The sequence below is a fragment of the Mesorhizobium sp. M0898 genome, from assembly GCF_040319695.1.
Classification (GTDB): Bacteria; Pseudomonadota; Alphaproteobacteria; order Rhizobiales; family Rhizobiaceae; genus Mesorhizobium.
The window spans coordinates 69,121-86,803 of record NZ_JAMYOE010000010.1 but is presented as its reverse complement, the minus strand read 5'-3'; the positions used below and the strand labels follow the sequence as shown (position 1 = coordinate 86,803).

Sequence of the window (17,683 nt, the reverse complement as noted above, 5' to 3'; positions counted from 1 at the left end):
GCGCCGCAGTGCGCATGACGCTCTTTGGGCGGGCAGTTCGTCGACGGGCACACGGATCGGTCCTCGGGAGTGAGCTTTTGATGCAATCGGATTTCTTCTCGCTCGACAGGATATCGAAGCGCTTCGGCGTCGTGCAGGCGCTCGACAATGTCTCGATTGCCTTTCGGCCAGGAGAGGTGCTTGCCCTGGTTGGCGAGAATGGCGCCGGCAAGTCGACAATGATGCGAATTCTCGAGGGCGTGTTCGCACCGGACACCGGCACCGTGCTGCATGGCTCCACGCCGATCGTTTTCAGCGAACCGCGCGACAGCCACAGAGCCGGAATACGCGTCATCCATCAGGAGCCGGAGATCGTTCCGAACCTGACCGTGGCCGAGAACATTTTCGTCGGCGAACTGCCGCGGCTGGCAGGCGTCCTGCTCGATTGGCACAGGCTCGAGGAGCAGACCGATAAGGTGCTTGCGACCTTCGGCATGCAGCAGGATATGCTGCCGCGTCAACTCTGCAGCACGCTCGGTCCGGCACAGCGCCAGATGATCGAAATCATGCGCGCCATACGTGCCGGCGGCCGGCTGATCGCATTCGATGAGCCGACCTCGTCACTGACCGACGACGAAGCGCGCCGTCTTTTTTCAGTAATTCGCCGGCTGCGCGGCGAGGGCACTTCGATCGTCTACATCTCTCACAGGCTGAACGAGGTCATCGACCTTGCGGATCGCATTGTCGTCTTGCGGGACGGCCGGCTGGTCGATGATTCCCCCGCTGCCGGTGCCAGCGAGCAGACCATAGCCAAGCTCATGGTCGGCCGCGACATAGCCGATCTGTTTACGCGCGAGACGTGGCAATCGGGGCAACCGTTGCTGGAGGTGACGGGCCTGACCACCGACCACGTCACCGATGTGAGCCTCAAGGTCCGCCGTGGCGAGGTGCTCGGCATTGCCGGCCTTATGGGTGCGGGTCGATCCGAACTGGCAAAGGCGATTGTCGGCTATGATCGGCGCCTCGACGGAACCATAACGATGAATGGTGTGCCCGTTGGCCCTAACAGTCCGCATGCAGCGATCGTGGCGGGCATCGGCTTTGCCCCGGAAGACCGCAAGCACGAGGCGCTGCTGTTGTTCCGAAGCATTCTTGATAACGCCTCGCTTTGCGTGCCCGACAGAACGTCGACCTTCGGCTTCTTCAACCGGCGCAAGGCACTGGAGATCGTCTCACCGCTTGCAGCAAAGATGTCGATCAAGGCGCCTAACCTCGACGAACAGGTTTCGAAATTATCGGGTGGCAACCAACAGAAGGTCGTTCTCGCGCGCTGGCTTGCGCGGCAGCCGATGCTTCTCATCCTCGACGAGCCGACCCGCGGCATCGACATCGGCGCCAAGGCGGAAATCTATCGCCTGATCGACGAACTCGCCGCCAGCGGCATCGGCATAATCCTGATTTCCTCGGAAATGCCGGAACTGATCGGGCTGGCCGACAGGGTGCTTGTTATGGCTGGAGGCCGGATCACGGCCGAACTTTCCCGCCCTGACATCGACGAGGCCACGATCCTGAGACATGCCATGCCTCAATCTGCAGCATCGCTTGGAGGACAAATTCAGTGAACAGCCTTGAGCTCAGGACAGCAACAACGCAAACCGGCAAAAGGCGCGCTTCCTTGCGCATCGCAGAGCGCATCGGCATTCACAACATAAGCCTTCTTGTTGCTCTCGCCATTCTCGTGCTCATTTTCGGCACCCTGAGAGGCGACGTGTTCTTCTCCAGCCGAAACCTGCTGAACATCGGTCTAGGCATTACCATCCTGGGCGTTCTGGCGATGAGCCAGACCGTGGTTATTGTCGCCGGAGGGCTCGATATTGCCGTCGGCGCAATTGTCGGTCTGACCACAGTATCGACGGCAATGGCCATCCAGGCCACCGGATCACCCGCCGCGGGCATTCTTGCCGGCCTGGTCCTGGGCGGTCTTGCCGGCCTCGTGAACGGCATCATCATCACCTATGGGCGGGTCAACGCTGTCATCGCGACTCTCGGTACGATGGCGATCTTCCGCGGCATCGCGTTCATCATGTCCGACGGGCAATCGATCGCGATTTTCAGCGAGACTTTCCGCTTCATCGGGATCGGACGAATCCTCGGCCTGCCTCTGCTGATCTGGATTCTCTTGCTGACCGCGATCGTGTTCCATCTCTTCCTTGCCCGCTCGATCGTTGGCCGCAACATCTATGCCCTGGGCGGCAATCCCGTTGTCGCACGCTTCTCCGGCATCGACATCAACCGCTACCGCGTCGGCATCTACATCATGAGTGGAGTGGCGGCCGGATTGGCCGGGATTCTGTTGGCTGCCCGTACCGGCTCCGGGCAGCCCGTATCCGGATCCCAAGGCCTGGAACTCGAGGCCATCACAGCGGCCGTTCTTGGTGGCTGCGCCTTGCAGGGCGGCAAGGGCACGATCGTCGGCGCACTGCTGGGCGTCGCCATCATTGGCGTCCTCAACAACGGAATGATACTGACGTCCGTGCCAACCTTCTATCAGTTGCTTGCCAAGGGCTCGCTGCTGATACTTGCTGTGGTAATTGCCGAGTACCACTTGAACAGGACATGACGATGGACGCGGCGATCGCTTCGACTGGCCAAGGCAAGCAGGACATTCCTGCCGCAGATGGCACCACGTCATCGCTCAAGGATCGCATCGCACGCGATCTCGGACAGCGCATCCTCGCCGGTTCCTACGCCCAGCACTCCGTCCTGCCGACGGAAGCCGAGCTTTGCGTTATCTACGGGGCGAGCCGCACCGCGCTTCGCGATGCTCTTCTGACGCTTTCGGCGAAAGGATTGATCGAGGCGCGCAAGCGGGCCGGGACGCGTGTGCGCGTGTCGAGCGAATGGAACAGGCTGGATGCACAGGTTCTGGAATGGATGCGCGATATCGAGCCCGATCTCGATTTCGTCCGAGGATTGATCGAGGCGCGGCTGGTCATTGAACCCGCTGCCGCCCAACTTGCGGCCAAGATGGCGACGTCAGGCGATCTCGCGGTCATCGAAGCGGCCTATGAAGCCATGCGCATTGCTCCGCAGGATGATCTCGCTGCGTGTCTCGATGCCGACGTCAGGTTTCATACGGCCATCCTGCGTGCCAGCCGCAACCCGGTGTTCGCCAATCTCGGCAATATGCTTGCGGCCGCCCTCAGCTTCTCCTTCCGCTTGACCACATCGGCCACCGCTAATTACCAGCAGACGCTGAGCGCGCATGGCGACGTGCTGGAGGCAATCAGGATGCGGAGGGCCGACGATGCACACGATCAGATGAAGGCGCTCATCGGGATCGCGTCGAACGACCTTCTTGCAGTGGCTCGCAAAGGCCGCCATCAACAGCCGATCGCCGCTGCCAAGGCCAATACCGTCTGAAGCGGATGGTCGGGACGATCAAGATCAGAAGCGGAGACCTGTCTGCTGAAATCGTCCCATCGCTTGGGGCAGGTCTTGCGAGACTGGACCATGGACGCGTGCCGCTCTTCAGGCCTTGGCCGAACGGCGGGAGCAGCAACCCGTTCGACCTTGCCTGCAACCTGCTTTTGCCATGGTCAAATCGCATCTCGGGCGGCGGGTTCACATTCGACTGCAAATTCCACGAACTGCCTGCCAATGTTGCACGCGAGCCCTTTCCCATTCACGGCAATGGATTTTCGAGCGAGTGGGACGTCGACAGCGTAACGCAGGACAACGCAAAGCTGTCGCTCATCAGCAACGGGCCCGGCCCATACCGATATCGCGCCGAGGTGAGCTACGCGCTGGCCGGACAGGGGCTCGAGCTGAAACTTCGCATCGTCAATCGGGCATCGATCAGATTGCCGTTCGGGCTTGGCATCCATCCATGGTTCCCGAGAACAGCGTTGACCACGCTTCACGCCGCGGCATCACAGGTTTGCCTCGAACGGCCCAACCATCTCCCTGAACGATGTGTGGATGTCAAAACCCGTCCCGATTGGAATTTCGGCGCCCCGGCCGCCTTGCCGAGCGGATGGATAAACAATGTGTTCGCTGGCTGGGATGGTGTCGCCTCCATATCTTGGCCAGAGCACAGTTGCAGCCTGCGGATTGAAGCTTCATCGCCCTTGAATTTGTACCTGGTCTATTCGCCATCGGACGAGAGCGACTTCTTCTGTTTTGAACCGGTCAGTCATGTTGTCGATGCTCATAATCGGGGTTCGATCGACAAATGGAATGGACTGTCGGTGCTTGGGCCCGGCGAGAGCCTGGCAGCCCGTTGCAGCTTTGCCGTCAGTTAGGCGGACCTCTGCGGCGCCCTCGAATTGGCGGATGTCGGCCTGCATGTCCGGTGACAACGAAGCCGTCTTTTCGTCCAAACGGAGCTTGAGAAGAGGGAACTCCGGCGACCGGGAACCCGCGAGCCAGTTCGACGTTTGCCGGATGTCGCTGCGCAGCTCGTCTGCTTGACGGCCCACCAAATGTGCCTGGCAGGATTGGATCAATGACGGATGTTGAACCAAAAGAATTCGTGCTCGCGGGCATCGTCATGAAGCGACTGGTCTCCGGCGAACAGACGGGAGGCTTGTTGAGTCTCTTCGAAAACAGAAGCGACGGGCACACCAAAACGCCAATCCATGTTCATGCGAATGACGACGAGACGGTCTACGTCATCGAAGGGCACCTGACCGCAATTGTGGACGGTGTGGTCCGAACGCTCTCGCCCGGCGAGAGCATGTTTTTGAAGCGGGGCATCCCGCACCAGCTTATGAATCCCGGCAATCAGCTCGTTCGCTATATCCTGATAGACACGCCAAGTGTGTTCGAGCAGTTTCTCGCCGAAGGTGGCCATGAACGCAGCAAGGGAGAGGTGGTCGGGCCGCCGACGCCTGCCGATATCGAGCGGCTCAAATTAGCCGCGCCGAAGTTTGGGATTACGCTCCTGCAGGACTGGCCGGCAAGAGAGTAGATGGCTTCGTGATGGCGGCTTGGACCGCCGCTAAAGCCGGCCCTTGCCCGAGGAACCGGTATTGGCTAGCCGTCGGCAATCCAATCCGAGAGGCTTCGCGAAAAACTTCGCGGCACGATGAGTTCGCACGCGGTCTCGCCGGTGCGCAGGAAGAGCACGGGCACGTGATGGAAGGATGTTTGCACGGCGCGGCCCGGAGCGGCGGTCGGCGCGTGCCAGTTGACGGCAATGCAGCCGGACAGAAGCCTTGCGATACCAGGGCCGGCCATTTTCAAACGAACACGACCTTCCCCAAGGGGCACGGAACAGCCGAGATCGGGGTCGACGACAAGGGCTGGCGCTTCTGCGCCTTCGTCGAGAGCCAGCCAAAGGCGGCGAGGTGCAACGCGGATGGTCAAAAGGCCCTTGTGGCGAACCGTCTCTCCCACCGAAGCGGGAAGTTTCGTGTTGAGCGACGCCGAGACGCTCTTTTCGAATTGTCTCAGTGTCGCGTCCCAGCCCTCGATCTGGATAAGCGGACAATCCGCCACGGACAGACTGAAATCCCGAGAAGAGGTCAAGCTAGCCATGCAGCCGTTCTCCCTGCGGATCGATGAATACCGGCGAGACAACGCGGGCGCGAACCGTTTCGGCCTTCATCGGATAGACCGCCACGACCTCGCTTCCTTCTGCCGCGACATCACCGGCAAGCAGGGCCAATCCGACATAGCGGTCGAGTTCTGGGCTAAAGGTGATCGAGGTCACCCGGCCGCGGCCATGGCCCTCGATCTTGTCGTCCGGCAGGAACAGGATCGCCCCGCCGCGGAGGCGCTTGCCGTCTTCGGCGCATTCCAGTCCGACCAGCCGCTGGCGCTCAGGCGCCTGATACGCCTGGCGGCGGCGCAGTACATCGCCGACGAAGCCGCTGCGCTTGCCGGCCATGCGGCCGAGGCCGAGATCGTCGAGCGTCGTGCGCCCATCGATCTCCGGTCCGGCGACATGGCCCTTTTCGACCCGCAGCGCGCCGAGCGCCTCGACACCGTAAGGCTTCAGGTCGAAGGGTCTGCCGGCTTCGAGCAAGCGGCTCCAGAGCTGTTCACCGGCAGTGGCGCCGACATAGACTTCGTAAGCGCGCTCGCCGGAATAACTGAGGCGCAGGATGCGGAGCCCACGGACCTGCCACTCGCTTTCGAGTAGCCCCATATGCGGAAGCGCCGCGTCGGAAACGTCGAGACCAGGAAAAGCAACACCGAGGATTGCGCGGCTGTTGGGCCCGGCAACCGACATCGCCGCCCATTCATCGCTGACCGAGGTAACGGCCACGCGCAAATCCGGCCAGGCCGTGTCGAGCAGGAATTCGAGACGCGACAGCACATCGGCGGCCTTGGCGGTCGAAGTGGTCATGAAGAACCGGTTTTCCGCTAGCCGCGTCGTGGTGCCGTCGTCGAAGACGATGCCGTCGTCGCGCAGCATGACGCCGTAGCGGGCGCGGCCTATCGCCAGTTTGGCAAAGCCGTTGGCATAGACGCGGTCGAGGAAGATTGCCGCATCCGGGCCCTGGACATCGATCTTGCCGAGCGTGGAGATGTCCATCAGCCCCGCGGCCTGACGCACGGTACGCATTTCGGCAACATAGGCCTCGTTCACGTCGCGGCCCGACTGCCGGTAGAAATAGGGCCGCATCCAGAGCCCGACCTCGAGCATCTCGGCGCCATTCGCCATGTGCCAGTCGTGCATCGGCGTGCGGCGGATCGGCTTGAAATGATGGCCGACGGCGCGTCCGGCAAGCGCGCCGATCGCCACCGGCGTATAGGGCGGGCGGAAGGTCGTGGTGCCGGTCTCGGGAATCGTTGCGCCGCGCAGCGCTGCCATGGCGGCAAGTGCGGGAAAATTGCTGGTCTTGCCCTGATCGGTGCCCATGCCGAGCGTGGTGTAGCGCTTCAGATGCTCGACCGATTCATAGCCCTCACGATGGGCGAGCTCGATATCCCCGGTCGTCACGTCCATCTGGAAATCGACGAAGGCCTTTCCGCGTCCAGCGGGCAGGGCTTCACGAAGCACGGTCGAGGCGGTCTCACCGAGATCGAGTTTCGATGGAGCGGGCACCGGCGCCGACTTGCCGCAGGAGGCTGCCGCTTCGATGCCGGCGCGATGGCCGTGCTCGACGGCAGCGGCGGTCGCATAAGCTCCTATCATTGCGCCGGCGCCGAACTGGCTGGCTGAAAAGACGCCCGGCACGAAGCCGTCAATGTCGTCGCGATAGACAGGTTTGACACCGAGGTGGGAGGTGAGATGCACGGTTGGCGACCAGCCGCCGGAGATGCAGACCACGTCACAGGCGGCCGAGGATTGTCCCTCCGGTCCATTGAGCGTTACGCGCCTGACGGTATGGCCGCCGTGCAGGTCGACGATGCGCGTTGCGGCCCGCACCACCACGCCGAGCCGTGCGGCTTCAGCGGCAAGTGCTGCGGGCGGGACGGCGCGCAGATCGGCAACCGTCACCTCCGCGCCGGCTGCGGCGTAATCGAAGGCGGTGCGCCAGGCACCGTCATTGCTGGTGGCGACGATGATTTTCCTGCCCGGCAGGACGGCGAAACGGTTGAGGTAGGTCCGCGCGGCCGAGGCGAGCATGACGCCGGGCCGGTCGTTGTTCGAGAACACCATTGGTCGCTCGATGGCGCCGGTGGCGAAAACGATGGCGCGGGCGCGCAGCATGGTGACCGTTTGGCGTGTCTCGCCATTCGGCTGCGGATCGGTTGGATCGCGCTGTTCGACCAGTCCAAGCACATTGCCGTCATAGTTGCCGAAAGCGGTCGTCCGCTTCATCAGCGCGACGGTTTCGAAGCCCTCCAACTCGGCCTCGGCCTGCCTCAGCCATGCGGCCGCTGCGCTGTCGGACGGTTCCGCCAGAAGCTGGCCGCCAAGCAGGAAATCCTGCTCGATCAGCGCGACCCGCGCGCCGGCCGCGGCGGCCGCCCGCGCCGCCGACAATCCCGCCGGGCCGCCGCCGACGATGGCGACATCGGCGAAGGCATGATGAACCTCGTAGCGGTCGGGATCGGGGCCGGTGCCGGCTCTGCCCAGGCCGGCCGCCTTGCGGATGAAATGTTCGTAGAACATCCAGGCGCGGCGCGTCGGGCCCATGAAGGTCTTGTAGTAGAAGCCGGCGGACAGAAACGGCGCGAAAAGGCCGTTGACGCTTTGCACGTCGAAGGCAAGCGACGGCCAGCGGTTCTGACTCTCCACGACCATGCCGTCGGCGAGTTCCAGCGTCGTCGCCGGCAGGTTCGGCTCGCGCCTGCCGGCGCTCCCGAGCGTAACCAGCGCATTCGGCTCTTCGGGCCCGGCGGAAAAAATGCCGCGCGGGCGATGATATTTGAAGCTGCGCCCGACCAGGGTGACGCCATTGGCGAGCAGCGCGGAGGCGAGCGTGTCGCCGCGATACCCAATCAGCTTGCGGCCATCGAAGGTGAAGTCTACCGGCACCTCGCGACTGATGCGGCCACCCGCTGGCAGGCGTTTGCGGTTCGAACTCATGCCGGTTGTTTCCTGACAGTCGATTTCCTGGCGAAGTCGACGGATGCGATCGCGTGGTTGCGGGTGTCGCGTTCGACCACCAGCCATTGCCGGCAGCCGGTCACGTGCTGCCAGAATTCACGGTGCGGGCCGGCCAGGTTTGTCCTGATATAGACGTAGCGGTACCAGGCCTCCGGATCGGCATCGTCATGGGTTGGACGCGTGACCGAGGCATCGCCGCCATAGCGGAACTCGTCATGGTCGCGCGGGCCGCAGCAGGGGCATTCGATGCGCAGCATTTTGTCCCGCCTCCTATTGCAGCCAGGCGGAAGGGCCGACGCCGGCCTCATCGAGCGTGTGGCCGGTGCGGAAACGATCGAGCCCGTAGGCCGCGATCAAGGGATGCGGCTTGCCGGTGGCGATCGTGTGGGCGAAGCACCAGCCGGAAGCCGGCGTCGCCTTGAAGCCGCCATAGCACCAGCCGCCATTGAGATAGAGGCCGTCGATCGGCGTCGGGCAGATGATCGGGCTGGCATCGGGAGTCATGTCCATGACGCCGCCCCAGTGGCGCAGCAGACGGACGCGCGAAATGCACGGCATCAAAGCAATCGCCGCCTCCGCCACCTCGCGCACGACGCCGAGATTGCCGCGCTGGGCGTATGAATTGTAGCCGTCGAGATTGCCGCCGAAGACCAGTCCGCCCTTGTCGGACTGGCTGACGTAGAAATGATCGGCGCCGTAAGCGACGACGTGATCTACCAACGGCTTCAGCGGTTCGGTGACAAAAGCTTGCAGCACATGGCTTTCGATCGGCAGTTCAAGGCCGGCCTTGGCACCGAGCACGGACGTGTGGCCAGCGACCGCGAGGCCGACCTTGCCGGCGCCGATCCGGCCTTTCGTCGTTTCGACGCCGAGGATCCTGTCGCCGTCGCGGAGGAAGCCTGTCATTTCGCAGTTCTGGATGATGTCGACGCCATGGCCGTCGGCGGCGCGCGCATAGCCCCAGGCGACGGCGTCGTGGCGCGCCGTGCCCGCCCGGCCCTGGAAGATGGCACCATGGATCGGAAAGCGGGCGGTGTCGGAAAAATCGAGATAGGGCACGAGACGGCGCACCTCGTCGCGGTCGAGGATATCGGCATCAATGCCATTCAGCCGCATGACATTGGCGCGGTGGCTGAAGCCGTCGAGCTGATCGGCCGAATGCGCTGTGACGAGCTGGCCGCGCTGCGAGAACATGACGTTGAAGTTCAGCGCCCGCGACATGCCCTCCCAGAGCTTCATCGAGAATTCGTAGAACTGGGTGTTGCCGTCGAGCAGGTAGTTGGAGCGGATGACGGTGGTGTTGCGGCCGACATTGCCGCCGCCGACATAGCCCTTTTCGAGTACGGCGACGTTACGGATGCCGTGGTTCTCGGCGAGGTAGAAGGCGGTGGCGAGGCCGTGTCCGCCGCCGCCGATGACGATCACATCATAAGACGGTTTTGGCTCCGCCGCACGCCAGGCGCGCTGCCAATTCTTCTGGCGGGCGAGCGCGTTGCGGAAAATCGAGAGTGCCGAGTAGCGCGCCATGCGTGCGGGCCTATCGAACGATCGGGCCGGCCGGCGTGCGGGTGAGCACTTCGGCGCCCGCGTCGGTCAAAAGCACCGTGTTGGAGACGAAGTCATTGCCGCGACCCGTTCCCATCAGCCATGACAGGATGTGGAAGCTCATCCCCGTTTCGATCTCGAGGTCGGAATCGTGTCGCAAGCCGGTCACCGAATTGCCGCCGGTCCATGACGGCGGCTGGCCGGCGCCGACAAGGTAGCCGCAGTGATGGCGGCGATAGTGGGAAAGGCCGGCCTCGTCGGCGACGGCCTGCCAGGCGGCGTAGACATCGCGCGCCTTGGCGCCCGGCCGCAGCGCCTCGACGACCGCGTTGAAGGCCTTGGCGGTCACCTCCGCCATTGCGGCGTCTTCATCGCTGATGTGGCCGATGCGAACGAGCCGGCCGAGCGGGGCGTGGTAGCGCGAGATGCACCCGGACAGTTCGACAAAGACCGGCTCGCCCTTGCGGTAGATTCCGTCGCCCCAGGTCGTGTGCTCTTCACCCAGGCGCGCGGCCGGGCGGATGAACGGTCCGAAGCCCGGCGCATGACCGCCGGCGCGGATCATTGCCGAAACACATTGGGCGGCGACCTCGTGTTCGGAAGCGCCATCGGAGATCGCGGCGATCGCGGCACCGGCGGCGGCGTCCGTCACCTTTGCGGCACGCCGCATCAGCGCCTGTTCTTCGGCGCTCTTCACCCGCCGCATCTCGTCGATCAGACCGGAGACATCGCTCCACGTTGCATCGGCTTGCGTCTGGAGCGCCACGGCAAGTCCATGGCTAAGGCCGGCCGTCCAGTATTCGAGGCCGATCCGCTTGCCCGACAGGCCGAGCTCCGCAAGCACCCGCGCGGCAAGGTCGGCCGCCGTTTCGCTGTCGGAGTGGCCGCGGAATTCCGCTGCCTTCACCTGCTTCTCGATCGTCACCTTCTCCATCGAGCGGGTGACCAGGACGGGGTTTCCCTGGAGTGGAACGATCAGCAGGTGAGGGGCAAAATACCCCCAGTGATCAAGCCCGGTGAGATAGAAGACGTTCTCCGGCGAGGCAAACACCGCCGCGTCGAGCTCCCGCTCGATCAGTGCAGTACGGACCTTTGCCAGGCGGCCGGCGATTTCGGCTTCGGAAAACGGATTGCGGTCCATCGGGCGTCCTCGTGCTTGTTGCCGGCTTGCTGGCGGGCATGGTCTTTTCGGCAGCCGGTTTCCTGGCCGCCATGTCAGTCGATGACGATGAGTTCGCGCGCCACGTCGCAGAGGCGTTCGCCGCCGCGTTCCGTGACGACGAACGACTCCGAGATGGCGATGCCGAAATCGTCGAGCCAGACGCCGGCCATGAAATGGAAGCACATCCCGGACTGCATCTCGGTAGTATCGCCGGGACGAAGGCTTGCAGTGCGTTCACCCCAATCGGGCGGGTAGGCGAGCCCGACCGGATAGCCGACCCGGCTTTCCTTCTTCAGCCCGTTCCGTCGCAGGACTGCCTGCCAGGCGGCTTCCACCTGTTCGGCGGTGTAGCCGGGGCGCGCCTTCTCGAGGCCGGCGTCGACACCCTCGACGATTGCCTTGGCCATGTCGAGGATGGCTAGCGGCGGCTTGCCGAAATGTATGGTCCGCGTCAGCGCCGCGTGATAGCGGCGCCTCACGCCGGCAATCTCCAGAATGGCGGGGCCGCTGTCCGGCAGCGGCGCGTCGGACCACGTCAGATGCGGCGTGCTGGTGCCCTCGCCAACGGGCATCAGCGGACAGATCGCGGCATAGTCGCCGCCCGCTCCGGGCACCCCCGTGATCTGCGCGTGATAGATTTCCGCAATGACATGGTTCTGAGGCACACCGGGCCGCATTTTCCCGATGGCGCGGTTCATGGCATGCGTGCAGATCGCACCCGCCTCGCGGATCAGCACCAGCTCGGCTTCGGATTTGACCAGCCGCGCCCAGTTAACGAGATCGTGGTTGTTGGCGAAATGCGCGTCGGGCAGCCCCTCGACAAGATGGGCGTGGCAGCGCGCAGTGTAATAATGCGCGTCCATCTCGACGCCGATACGGGCCTTTCCCCAGCCGCGCGACCGGATCAGTTGGGCGAGTTCGTCATAAGGGTGTTCGACGGGCTGCTGCACCAGCCGTTCCGAGAACGGCACGATGTTTGTCTCGGGCAGGCCGGTGGTCAGGCGTGCGCTCTTGGCATCCTGCGCTCTGCCGAACCAGATCGGCCGGTCCTCCTCCAGATGGACGAGCACGCACTGCGGAACGTAGAACGACCATCCGTCATAGCCGGTCAGCCAGCACATGTTGGCTGGATCCTGACAGACGATGAGATCGAAGCCGGCTTGTTGCATGCGTGTCTTCACGCCGGCGAGGCGCTGCCCATACTCCGCTTGCGTGAATGTCCCGAAGCCCTTCGCGGTCGCCACCGAAATCCTGCCTTCCAGTACGCCGCTTGCCCTTTGATAAAATATGGGCAAGCAGGCCCAAATTGTGCACAACTCGACGTCAATTTGTTGGCTAACTACGAATTATCGCCGAATTTACATGGTTTCTATATCTCTGCTTGCGAAATGTCTAGGGCAGTTGTATACGTCTGATCAAGCAGGCGCCGACCTCGAAGAAGGCCGCGCCCTGGGAACCATCCACAGTTGTCCAATGGGAGAAAAGCATGTTCAATTCATCGATATCGCGCCGCATGGTCGTGAAAGCGGCTGCCTGCATCGCGCTCGCCGCGACGTCATTGACCTCGCTGTCCGCTCACGCGGAAACCACCCTCGAACGGGCCAAGAAGGACGGCTACATCCGCGTCGGTTTCGCCAACGAGGCGCCGTTCGGTTACGCCACGCCAGACGGCAAGCTGACCGGCGAGGCGCCGGAAGTCGCCAAGGCGGTGCTCGCCAAGATGGGCATACCGCAGGTCGACGGTGTTTTGACCGAATTCGGCTCGCTCATTCCAGGTCTCAAGGCCGGCCGCTTCGATATCATCGCCGCCGGCATGTTCATCACCCCGAAGCGCTGCGCCGAGATCAACTACTCCGAGCCGTCCTACGGCATCGGCGAGGCTATGCTGGTGGCAAAAGGCAATCCGAAAGGCATCAAGGATTTTTCCAGCATCAAGGATAATCCGGATCTCAAGCTTGCCGTGATGGCCGGCGCCGTCGAAGGCGGCTTCGCCAAAGAAGCGGGCGTTGCCGATGGGCAGATCGTCTCCTTGCCCGACCAGTCCAGCCTGGTCGCCGCCGTCCAGTCGGGCCGCGCCGATGCTGCCGCGCTTACCGCCCTTTCGATCGCCGACATGGCCAAGAAGGCCGACGGTGTCGAATCGACCAAGCCCTTCGGCGAGGTCGCCGGCAAGTCGGTGAAAGGCCATGGCGGCTTCGGCTTCCGCAAGGAAGACACCGACCTGCAGCAGGCTTTCAACGCCGAGCTGAAGAAGTTCATCGGTTCGCCGGAGCATATCGCGCTGGTCGAGCCACTCGGCTTCGGCAAGGATTATCTGCCCAACAAGACCACCGCAGAGCTCTGCGCTGGCAAATAGGTTCCCAACTGCTGGCGGCGCGAAAGCGCCGCCCTTTTTTCCCGGGGGAATCGCATGGGAATCCGTACGCTCATTGCCATGCTGGTCATCGCGCTAGTCGTGATCGGCGCGTTGGCAACGCAGGACAGCTATAGAGTGTTCATGCCGGGCCTGCTGCAAGGCGCGGTCCTGACGGTCGAGATCGCCGTCCTCGGCAGCCTGCTGGCAATTATCATGGGCGTGCTTGCAGCACTTGCAAGGATGTACGGCCCGACGCCGCTCAGATGGCTGGCCACGGTTTACGTCGAGATCTTCCGCGGAACGTCGGCACTGGTGCAATTGTTCTGGCTGTTTTTCGTGCTCCCGCAATTCGGCGTCACGATCAACGCATTCGTTGTGGCAGTGCTGGCGCTCGGCCTGAATGTCGGCGCCTACGGATCGGAGTGCGTGCGCGGCGCAATCCTGTCCGTCGCCCGCGGGCAGTGGGAAGCGTGTACGGCATTGAACATGAGCCGCCCACAGATGTTGCGCCGGATCATCCTGCCGCAGGCCTTTGTCGCGATGATCCCGCCCTGGGGCAATCTGTTCATCGAGCTTCTGAAATCGACGGCGCTGGTCTCGCTGATCACGCTTTCGGATCTCGCCTTCAAGGCGCAGCAAATGAACCAGAACACGTTCAAGACCATTCCGATCTTCACCCTCGTTCTTTTGATGTACCTGGCAATGTCGCTGGTTGTGACCATCGGCATGCGGCTTCTCGAAAGGCGGGCGTCGCTCGGACTGGCGCGGGGGAAGGCGGCATGATCTGGGATTGGGGATTTGCCCTGGAAATCCTGCCGGTGCTTGCTCGCGCCGCTGTCATTTCCATCGAAGCGACGCTGATCGGCTTTGCGCTTGCCGCCTCGCTCGGCCTGGTGCTAGCCGTTGTCCGCATCGCCGTGCCATGGACCAGCTGGACGATTTCGGTGCTGGTTGAGCTGATCCGCTCGACCCCGCTGCTCATCCAGATATTCTTTCTCTATTTCGTCTTTCCGAAATTCGGTGTCGTGCTCGACGCTTTCACCGCCGGGGTGCTGGCCATCGGCATTCACTACGCCGCCTATTGCTCCGAGGTCTATCGCGCCGGTTTCGACAACATCCATCGCGGCCAGTGGGAAGCTTCGATCGCGCTCAATCTCTCGTCCTGGACGACGTTCCGCGACATCATCATTCCGCAGGCGATCCCGCCGATCGTTCCGGCGCTCGGCAATTATCTGGTGGCCTTGTTCAAGGAAACGCCGTTGCTTTCCGCAATCGCCGTGATGGAACTGATGCAGACCGCCAAGATCATCGGCTCCGAAACGTTCCGCTACACCGAGCCGATCACGCTGGTCGGCCTGTTTTTCCTTGCCATGAGCCTGGTTTCGGCGGCGCTCATCCGCTCCCTCGAAGGGCTGCTCAACAGGAGGACCACGCGATGACTGAACAACCGATGGTCCGCTTCGACAATGTATCGAAACGCTACGGCACGTTAACCGTTCTCGACGGGCTCAATCTCGAAATAGCGCGCGGCGAAAAAGTCTCCGTCATCGGTCCGTCGGGTTCGGGCAAGACGACGGTGCTGCGCATGCTGATGACGCTGGAGACGATCAATGACGGCGTCATCTGGGTCGAAGGCGAGCCGCTGACCCATATGGAGAGGAACGGCAAGCTTGTTCCCGCCGATCTCGCCCACATCCGCAAGATCCGCGCCAAGATCGGCATGGTGTTCCAGTCGTTCAACCTGTTTCCGCATATGACGGCGATGCAGAACTGCATCGAGGCGCCGATAACGGTGCTCGGCATGAAGCGGGCGGACGCCGAGGCACGAGCGGCCGAGCTGCTGGAGCTGGTCGGTCTGGCCCAGAAGAAGGACCACTATCCGTCACAGCTTTCCGGCGGCCAGCAGCAGCGCGTCGCCATCGCCAGGGCGCTGGCAATGCGGCCCAAGATCATGCTGTTCGACGAGGTGACGTCGGCGCTCGACCCGGAGCTTGTCGGCGAAGTGCTGCAGGTGATAAGGCAAATCGGGCGCGAGCATGATCTCACCATGCTGATGGTCACCCATCAGATGGGCTTCGCCAAGGAGTTTTCCGACCGCGTTTGTTTCTTCTATCAAGGCAAGATCTGCGAGCAGGGACCACCAAGCGAACTGTTTGGTGCTCCCAAGAACGAGCGGACACGGCAATTCCTGCACGCTGTCCTGGAGGCTGGGTGACGATCGAGACAGAGGCCAAGCCGCCCACGACGGTGACCGCCGCGCCGCCGCGCCCGCTCTCCGCGCGGGAGCGGTTCGAGCGCATCTACCGGATATTGCGCGACCGCATCTGCCTGCTCGATTATGCGCCGGGAAGCCACCTGTCCGAGGAAGAACTTGCCCAGGAATTCGAGATCAGCCGCACGCCGGTCCGGCGCGTCCTGGCGCGCCTTGAATCCGAGGGTCTGGTTCAATCCGTCCACGGCGTCGGCACGATCGTCACCGACGTCGACATCGAGGAATTGCAGCAGGTCTATCATCTGCGCCTGGAACTGGCGCTCCTCGTCGGCAAGCTTTCGCCGATTCCGCGCACGGCGGACGATCTTGACCGGATACGGGCGCTCATCGCGCGCTGCGATGCCGATATACTCAATCCCGACCAGCGCGCTTTCCTGCGCCTCAACATGGATTTTTTCTACGAGCTCACGGCGATGACCGGCAACCAGCCACTGCGCGAGATCAGCGAGCGCCTGTATTTTCAGGTCGCGCGCGTCGTCCTGAAGCTGATGCCGCAATTGGGCCTCGTCGAGGAATTCACCGCATTCCGCCGCGAAATGGAAGAGGTCCTTGCCGCCGCCGAGATCGGCGACTGGGAGTCCATCGGCCATATAAGGCGGGCGCATATCTCAATGAGCTTCCGCCGCATGATGCGCCATGCAGGCGAGGCGAATCTGGATAGAGCTACATAATCAGCCCCCGTAAGATTATGCTGGTGGACTGCCGTCGAACTGGCTTCGTTTGCCAGGGAAAGCAGGCCGCCCGCCCCGATCCCGATAGAATTTTGCCAGCACCGGGAATGACCGGAACGGCCCGATCCTACAGGGCCATACCTGCCCTCAGAGAGCGTCCTCATTCGGTATGTTGGCGGGGTTCCAGACGACCTCCCACAGGTGTCCGTTCGGATCGCGGAAGTATCCGGCATATCCGCCAAAGAACGTGTCCCGGGCAGGCTTGATGATCTCGGCTCCGGCGCGAGCGGCCTCATCCATCACTTGATCGACTTCTTCGCGGCGCACAACGTTGTGTCCGACTGTGAACGAGGTCGAGCTGATCGGCGCCTTGGGCAGGCCAGTGTCGTAGGCGAGGTCGTCCTGCGCCCAGATCGCGAGCTTCAACCCGCCGGACAGCGTGAAGAACGCGACGGCGCCATGCTCGAACTCGCGGCCGATGATCCCTTCCGTCGGCAAGCCGAGACCGTCGCGGTAGAACGCCAGAGAACTCTCGAGGTTGGCGACAGCGATAGTCAAAACCGAAATGCGCGGTTTCATGGCGATCTCCTCTGGTTGTCGGAGACACCAGGATAAAGTCGGGCGACAGTGACGAATTGAACAAAACGGCCAATGAAGAGCGCGACGTGGTTTCACCCGTTCTGCAGCAGGTGATGAATCTGTCGCGGGGTGCTTCCCGTCAGGCGTCGGCTCTCGCGGACAAGATGCGCCTGATCGGAATAGCCCGCCTCGGCTGCCAGGATGGCCGTGGCGCTGTTTGATTGGCTCGAAAGCCGCAGAAAGCGCTGGTAGCGGAGGATACGCAAGCGTCTTGGGGCCATAGCCGAAGCTCTCGTCGAAGCGCCGGCGCAACGTCCTTTCGCTCATCTCGAGTGCGCGCATCAACCAAGGGACGAGCGGCGCGTCGGGTGGCGGCCCGCGCTCGATCAGGCGATATGCCGCCTGCATGGGAACGTCTGGCGCGCGGGAGGCCGCCTCCTCGGCGACGACCTGTTCGAGCGAACAGGCCAGATCCTCGAGATTGTCGCCTGCGCGCACGCGGCTGGCGAGGCGCCGGGCTCGCGCGCCCCATAAATCGTCGAGCAACAGCCTCTGGCCGACAAGCTCGATTTGTGGCACGCCGAGCCATGCCGCCGCCGTGGCAGGATGA

The 17,683-nt window shown here is 62.9% G+C and carries 17 protein-coding genes; 10 read left to right on the top strand and 7 right to left on the bottom strand.

The window, feature by feature from the left end; genetic code table 11:
- Window positions 1-80: 80 nt before the first annotated feature.
- From NKH90_RS14075 to NKH90_RS14055, 5 genes are all read left to right on the top strand, one after another.
- Window positions 81-1,601: a sugar ABC transporter ATP-binding protein gene (locus NKH90_RS14075; RefSeq protein ID WP_352819860.1), complete on the top strand. Its 1,521-nt coding sequence runs from the start codon at window positions 81-83 to the stop codon at window positions 1,599-1,601.
- A gap of 53 nt (window positions 1,602-1,654) precedes the next feature.
- Entirely contained in the window at window positions 1,655-2,599 is a 945-nt protein-coding gene (locus NKH90_RS14070; RefSeq protein WP_352540082.1) for an ABC transporter permease, read from the top strand.
- Window positions 2,600-2,601: 2 nt separating this feature from the next.
- On the top strand, window positions 2,602-3,402 hold the full coding sequence (locus tag NKH90_RS14065; protein WP_352470576.1) for a FadR/GntR family transcriptional regulator: 801 nt from the start codon (window positions 2,602-2,604) through the stop codon (window positions 3,400-3,402).
- A 5-nt stretch (window positions 3,403-3,407) separates the two neighbouring features.
- Window positions 3,408-4,283, top strand: coding sequence for an aldose 1-epimerase (locus tag NKH90_RS14060; protein ID WP_352819858.1), 876 nt, complete (start codon window positions 3,408-3,410; stop codon window positions 4,281-4,283).
- Between the two features lie 203 nt (window positions 4,284-4,486).
- Window positions 4,487-4,951 (top strand): cupin domain-containing protein, encoded by a 465-nt coding sequence (locus NKH90_RS14055; protein ID WP_352819856.1) that lies wholly within the window; start codon window positions 4,487-4,489, stop codon window positions 4,949-4,951.
- A 65-nt stretch (window positions 4,952-5,016) separates the two neighbouring features.
- Here NKH90_RS14055 and NKH90_RS14050 read toward each other — a convergent pair whose 3' ends face one another.
- The 6 genes from NKH90_RS14050 to NKH90_RS14025 all read right to left on the bottom strand — a co-directional run bounded on the left by NKH90_RS14050 (window position 5,017) and on the right by NKH90_RS14025 (window position 12,439).
- Window positions 5,017-5,520 (bottom strand): sarcosine oxidase subunit gamma, encoded by a 504-nt coding sequence (locus tag NKH90_RS14050; RefSeq protein WP_352819854.1) that lies wholly within the window; start codon window positions 5,518-5,520, stop codon window positions 5,017-5,019.
- On the bottom strand, window positions 5,513-8,467 hold the full coding sequence (locus NKH90_RS14045) for a sarcosine oxidase subunit alpha family protein (RefSeq protein WP_352819852.1): 2,955 nt from the start codon (window positions 8,465-8,467) through the stop codon (window positions 5,513-5,515). Before NKH90_RS14045 ends, NKH90_RS14050 begins: the two co-directional genes overlap by 8 nt.
- Entirely contained in the window at window positions 8,464-8,745 is a 282-nt protein-coding gene (locus NKH90_RS14040) for a sarcosine oxidase subunit delta (protein WP_352819850.1), read from the bottom strand. The genes NKH90_RS14045 and NKH90_RS14040 overlap by 4 nt, the downstream gene beginning before the upstream one ends.
- 13 nt (window positions 8,746-8,758) lie before the next feature.
- Window positions 8,759-10,015, bottom strand: coding sequence for a sarcosine oxidase subunit beta family protein (locus NKH90_RS14035; protein ID WP_352819848.1), 1,257 nt, complete (start codon window positions 10,013-10,015; stop codon window positions 8,759-8,761).
- A gap of 10 nt (window positions 10,016-10,025) precedes the next feature.
- Window positions 10,026-11,174, bottom strand: coding sequence for a M24 family metallopeptidase (locus NKH90_RS14030; protein ID WP_352819846.1), 1,149 nt, complete (start codon window positions 11,172-11,174; stop codon window positions 10,026-10,028).
- 74 nt (window positions 11,175-11,248) lie between these two features.
- Window positions 11,249-12,439, bottom strand: coding sequence for a M24 family metallopeptidase (locus NKH90_RS14025; RefSeq protein ID WP_352819844.1), 1,191 nt, complete (start codon window positions 12,437-12,439; stop codon window positions 11,249-11,251).
- A 242-nt stretch (window positions 12,440-12,681) separates the two neighbouring features.
- Here NKH90_RS14025 and ehuB point away from each other — a divergent pair, with 242 nt between their 5' ends.
- From ehuB to NKH90_RS14000, 5 genes are read left to right on the top strand one after another with little or no spacing between them, the layout of a single operon-like run.
- Window positions 12,682-13,551, top strand: coding sequence for an ectoine/hydroxyectoine ABC transporter substrate-binding protein EhuB (gene ehuB / locus NKH90_RS14020; protein WP_352470567.1), 870 nt, complete (start codon window positions 12,682-12,684; stop codon window positions 13,549-13,551).
- Window positions 13,552-13,605: 54 nt separating this feature from the next.
- Window positions 13,606-14,334: an ectoine/hydroxyectoine ABC transporter permease subunit EhuC gene (gene ehuC, locus NKH90_RS14015; RefSeq protein WP_352819842.1), complete on the top strand. Its 729-nt coding sequence runs from the start codon at window positions 13,606-13,608 to the stop codon at window positions 14,332-14,334.
- Window positions 14,331-14,990 (top strand): ectoine/hydroxyectoine ABC transporter permease subunit EhuD, encoded by a 660-nt coding sequence (ehuD, locus tag NKH90_RS14010; RefSeq protein WP_023674259.1) that lies wholly within the window; start codon window positions 14,331-14,333, stop codon window positions 14,988-14,990. The genes ehuC and ehuD overlap by 4 nt, the downstream gene beginning before the upstream one ends.
- Entirely contained in the window at window positions 14,987-15,766 is a 780-nt protein-coding gene (gene ehuA, locus NKH90_RS14005; RefSeq protein ID WP_023717024.1) for an ectoine/hydroxyectoine ABC transporter ATP-binding protein EhuA, read from the top strand. Before ehuD ends, ehuA begins: the two co-directional genes overlap by 4 nt.
- Complete coding sequence (locus NKH90_RS14000; RefSeq protein ID WP_352819840.1) at window positions 15,763-16,494, top strand: GntR family transcriptional regulator; 732 nt, start codon at window positions 15,763-15,765, stop codon at window positions 16,492-16,494. Before ehuA ends, NKH90_RS14000 begins: the two co-directional genes overlap by 4 nt.
- Before the next feature lie 147 nt (window positions 16,495-16,641).
- Here NKH90_RS14000 and NKH90_RS13995 read toward each other — a convergent pair whose 3' ends face one another.
- Entirely contained in the window at window positions 16,642-17,073 is a 432-nt protein-coding gene (locus NKH90_RS13995) for a VOC family protein (RefSeq protein WP_352470564.1), read from the bottom strand.
- Window positions 17,074-17,683 lie beyond the last annotated feature (610 nt).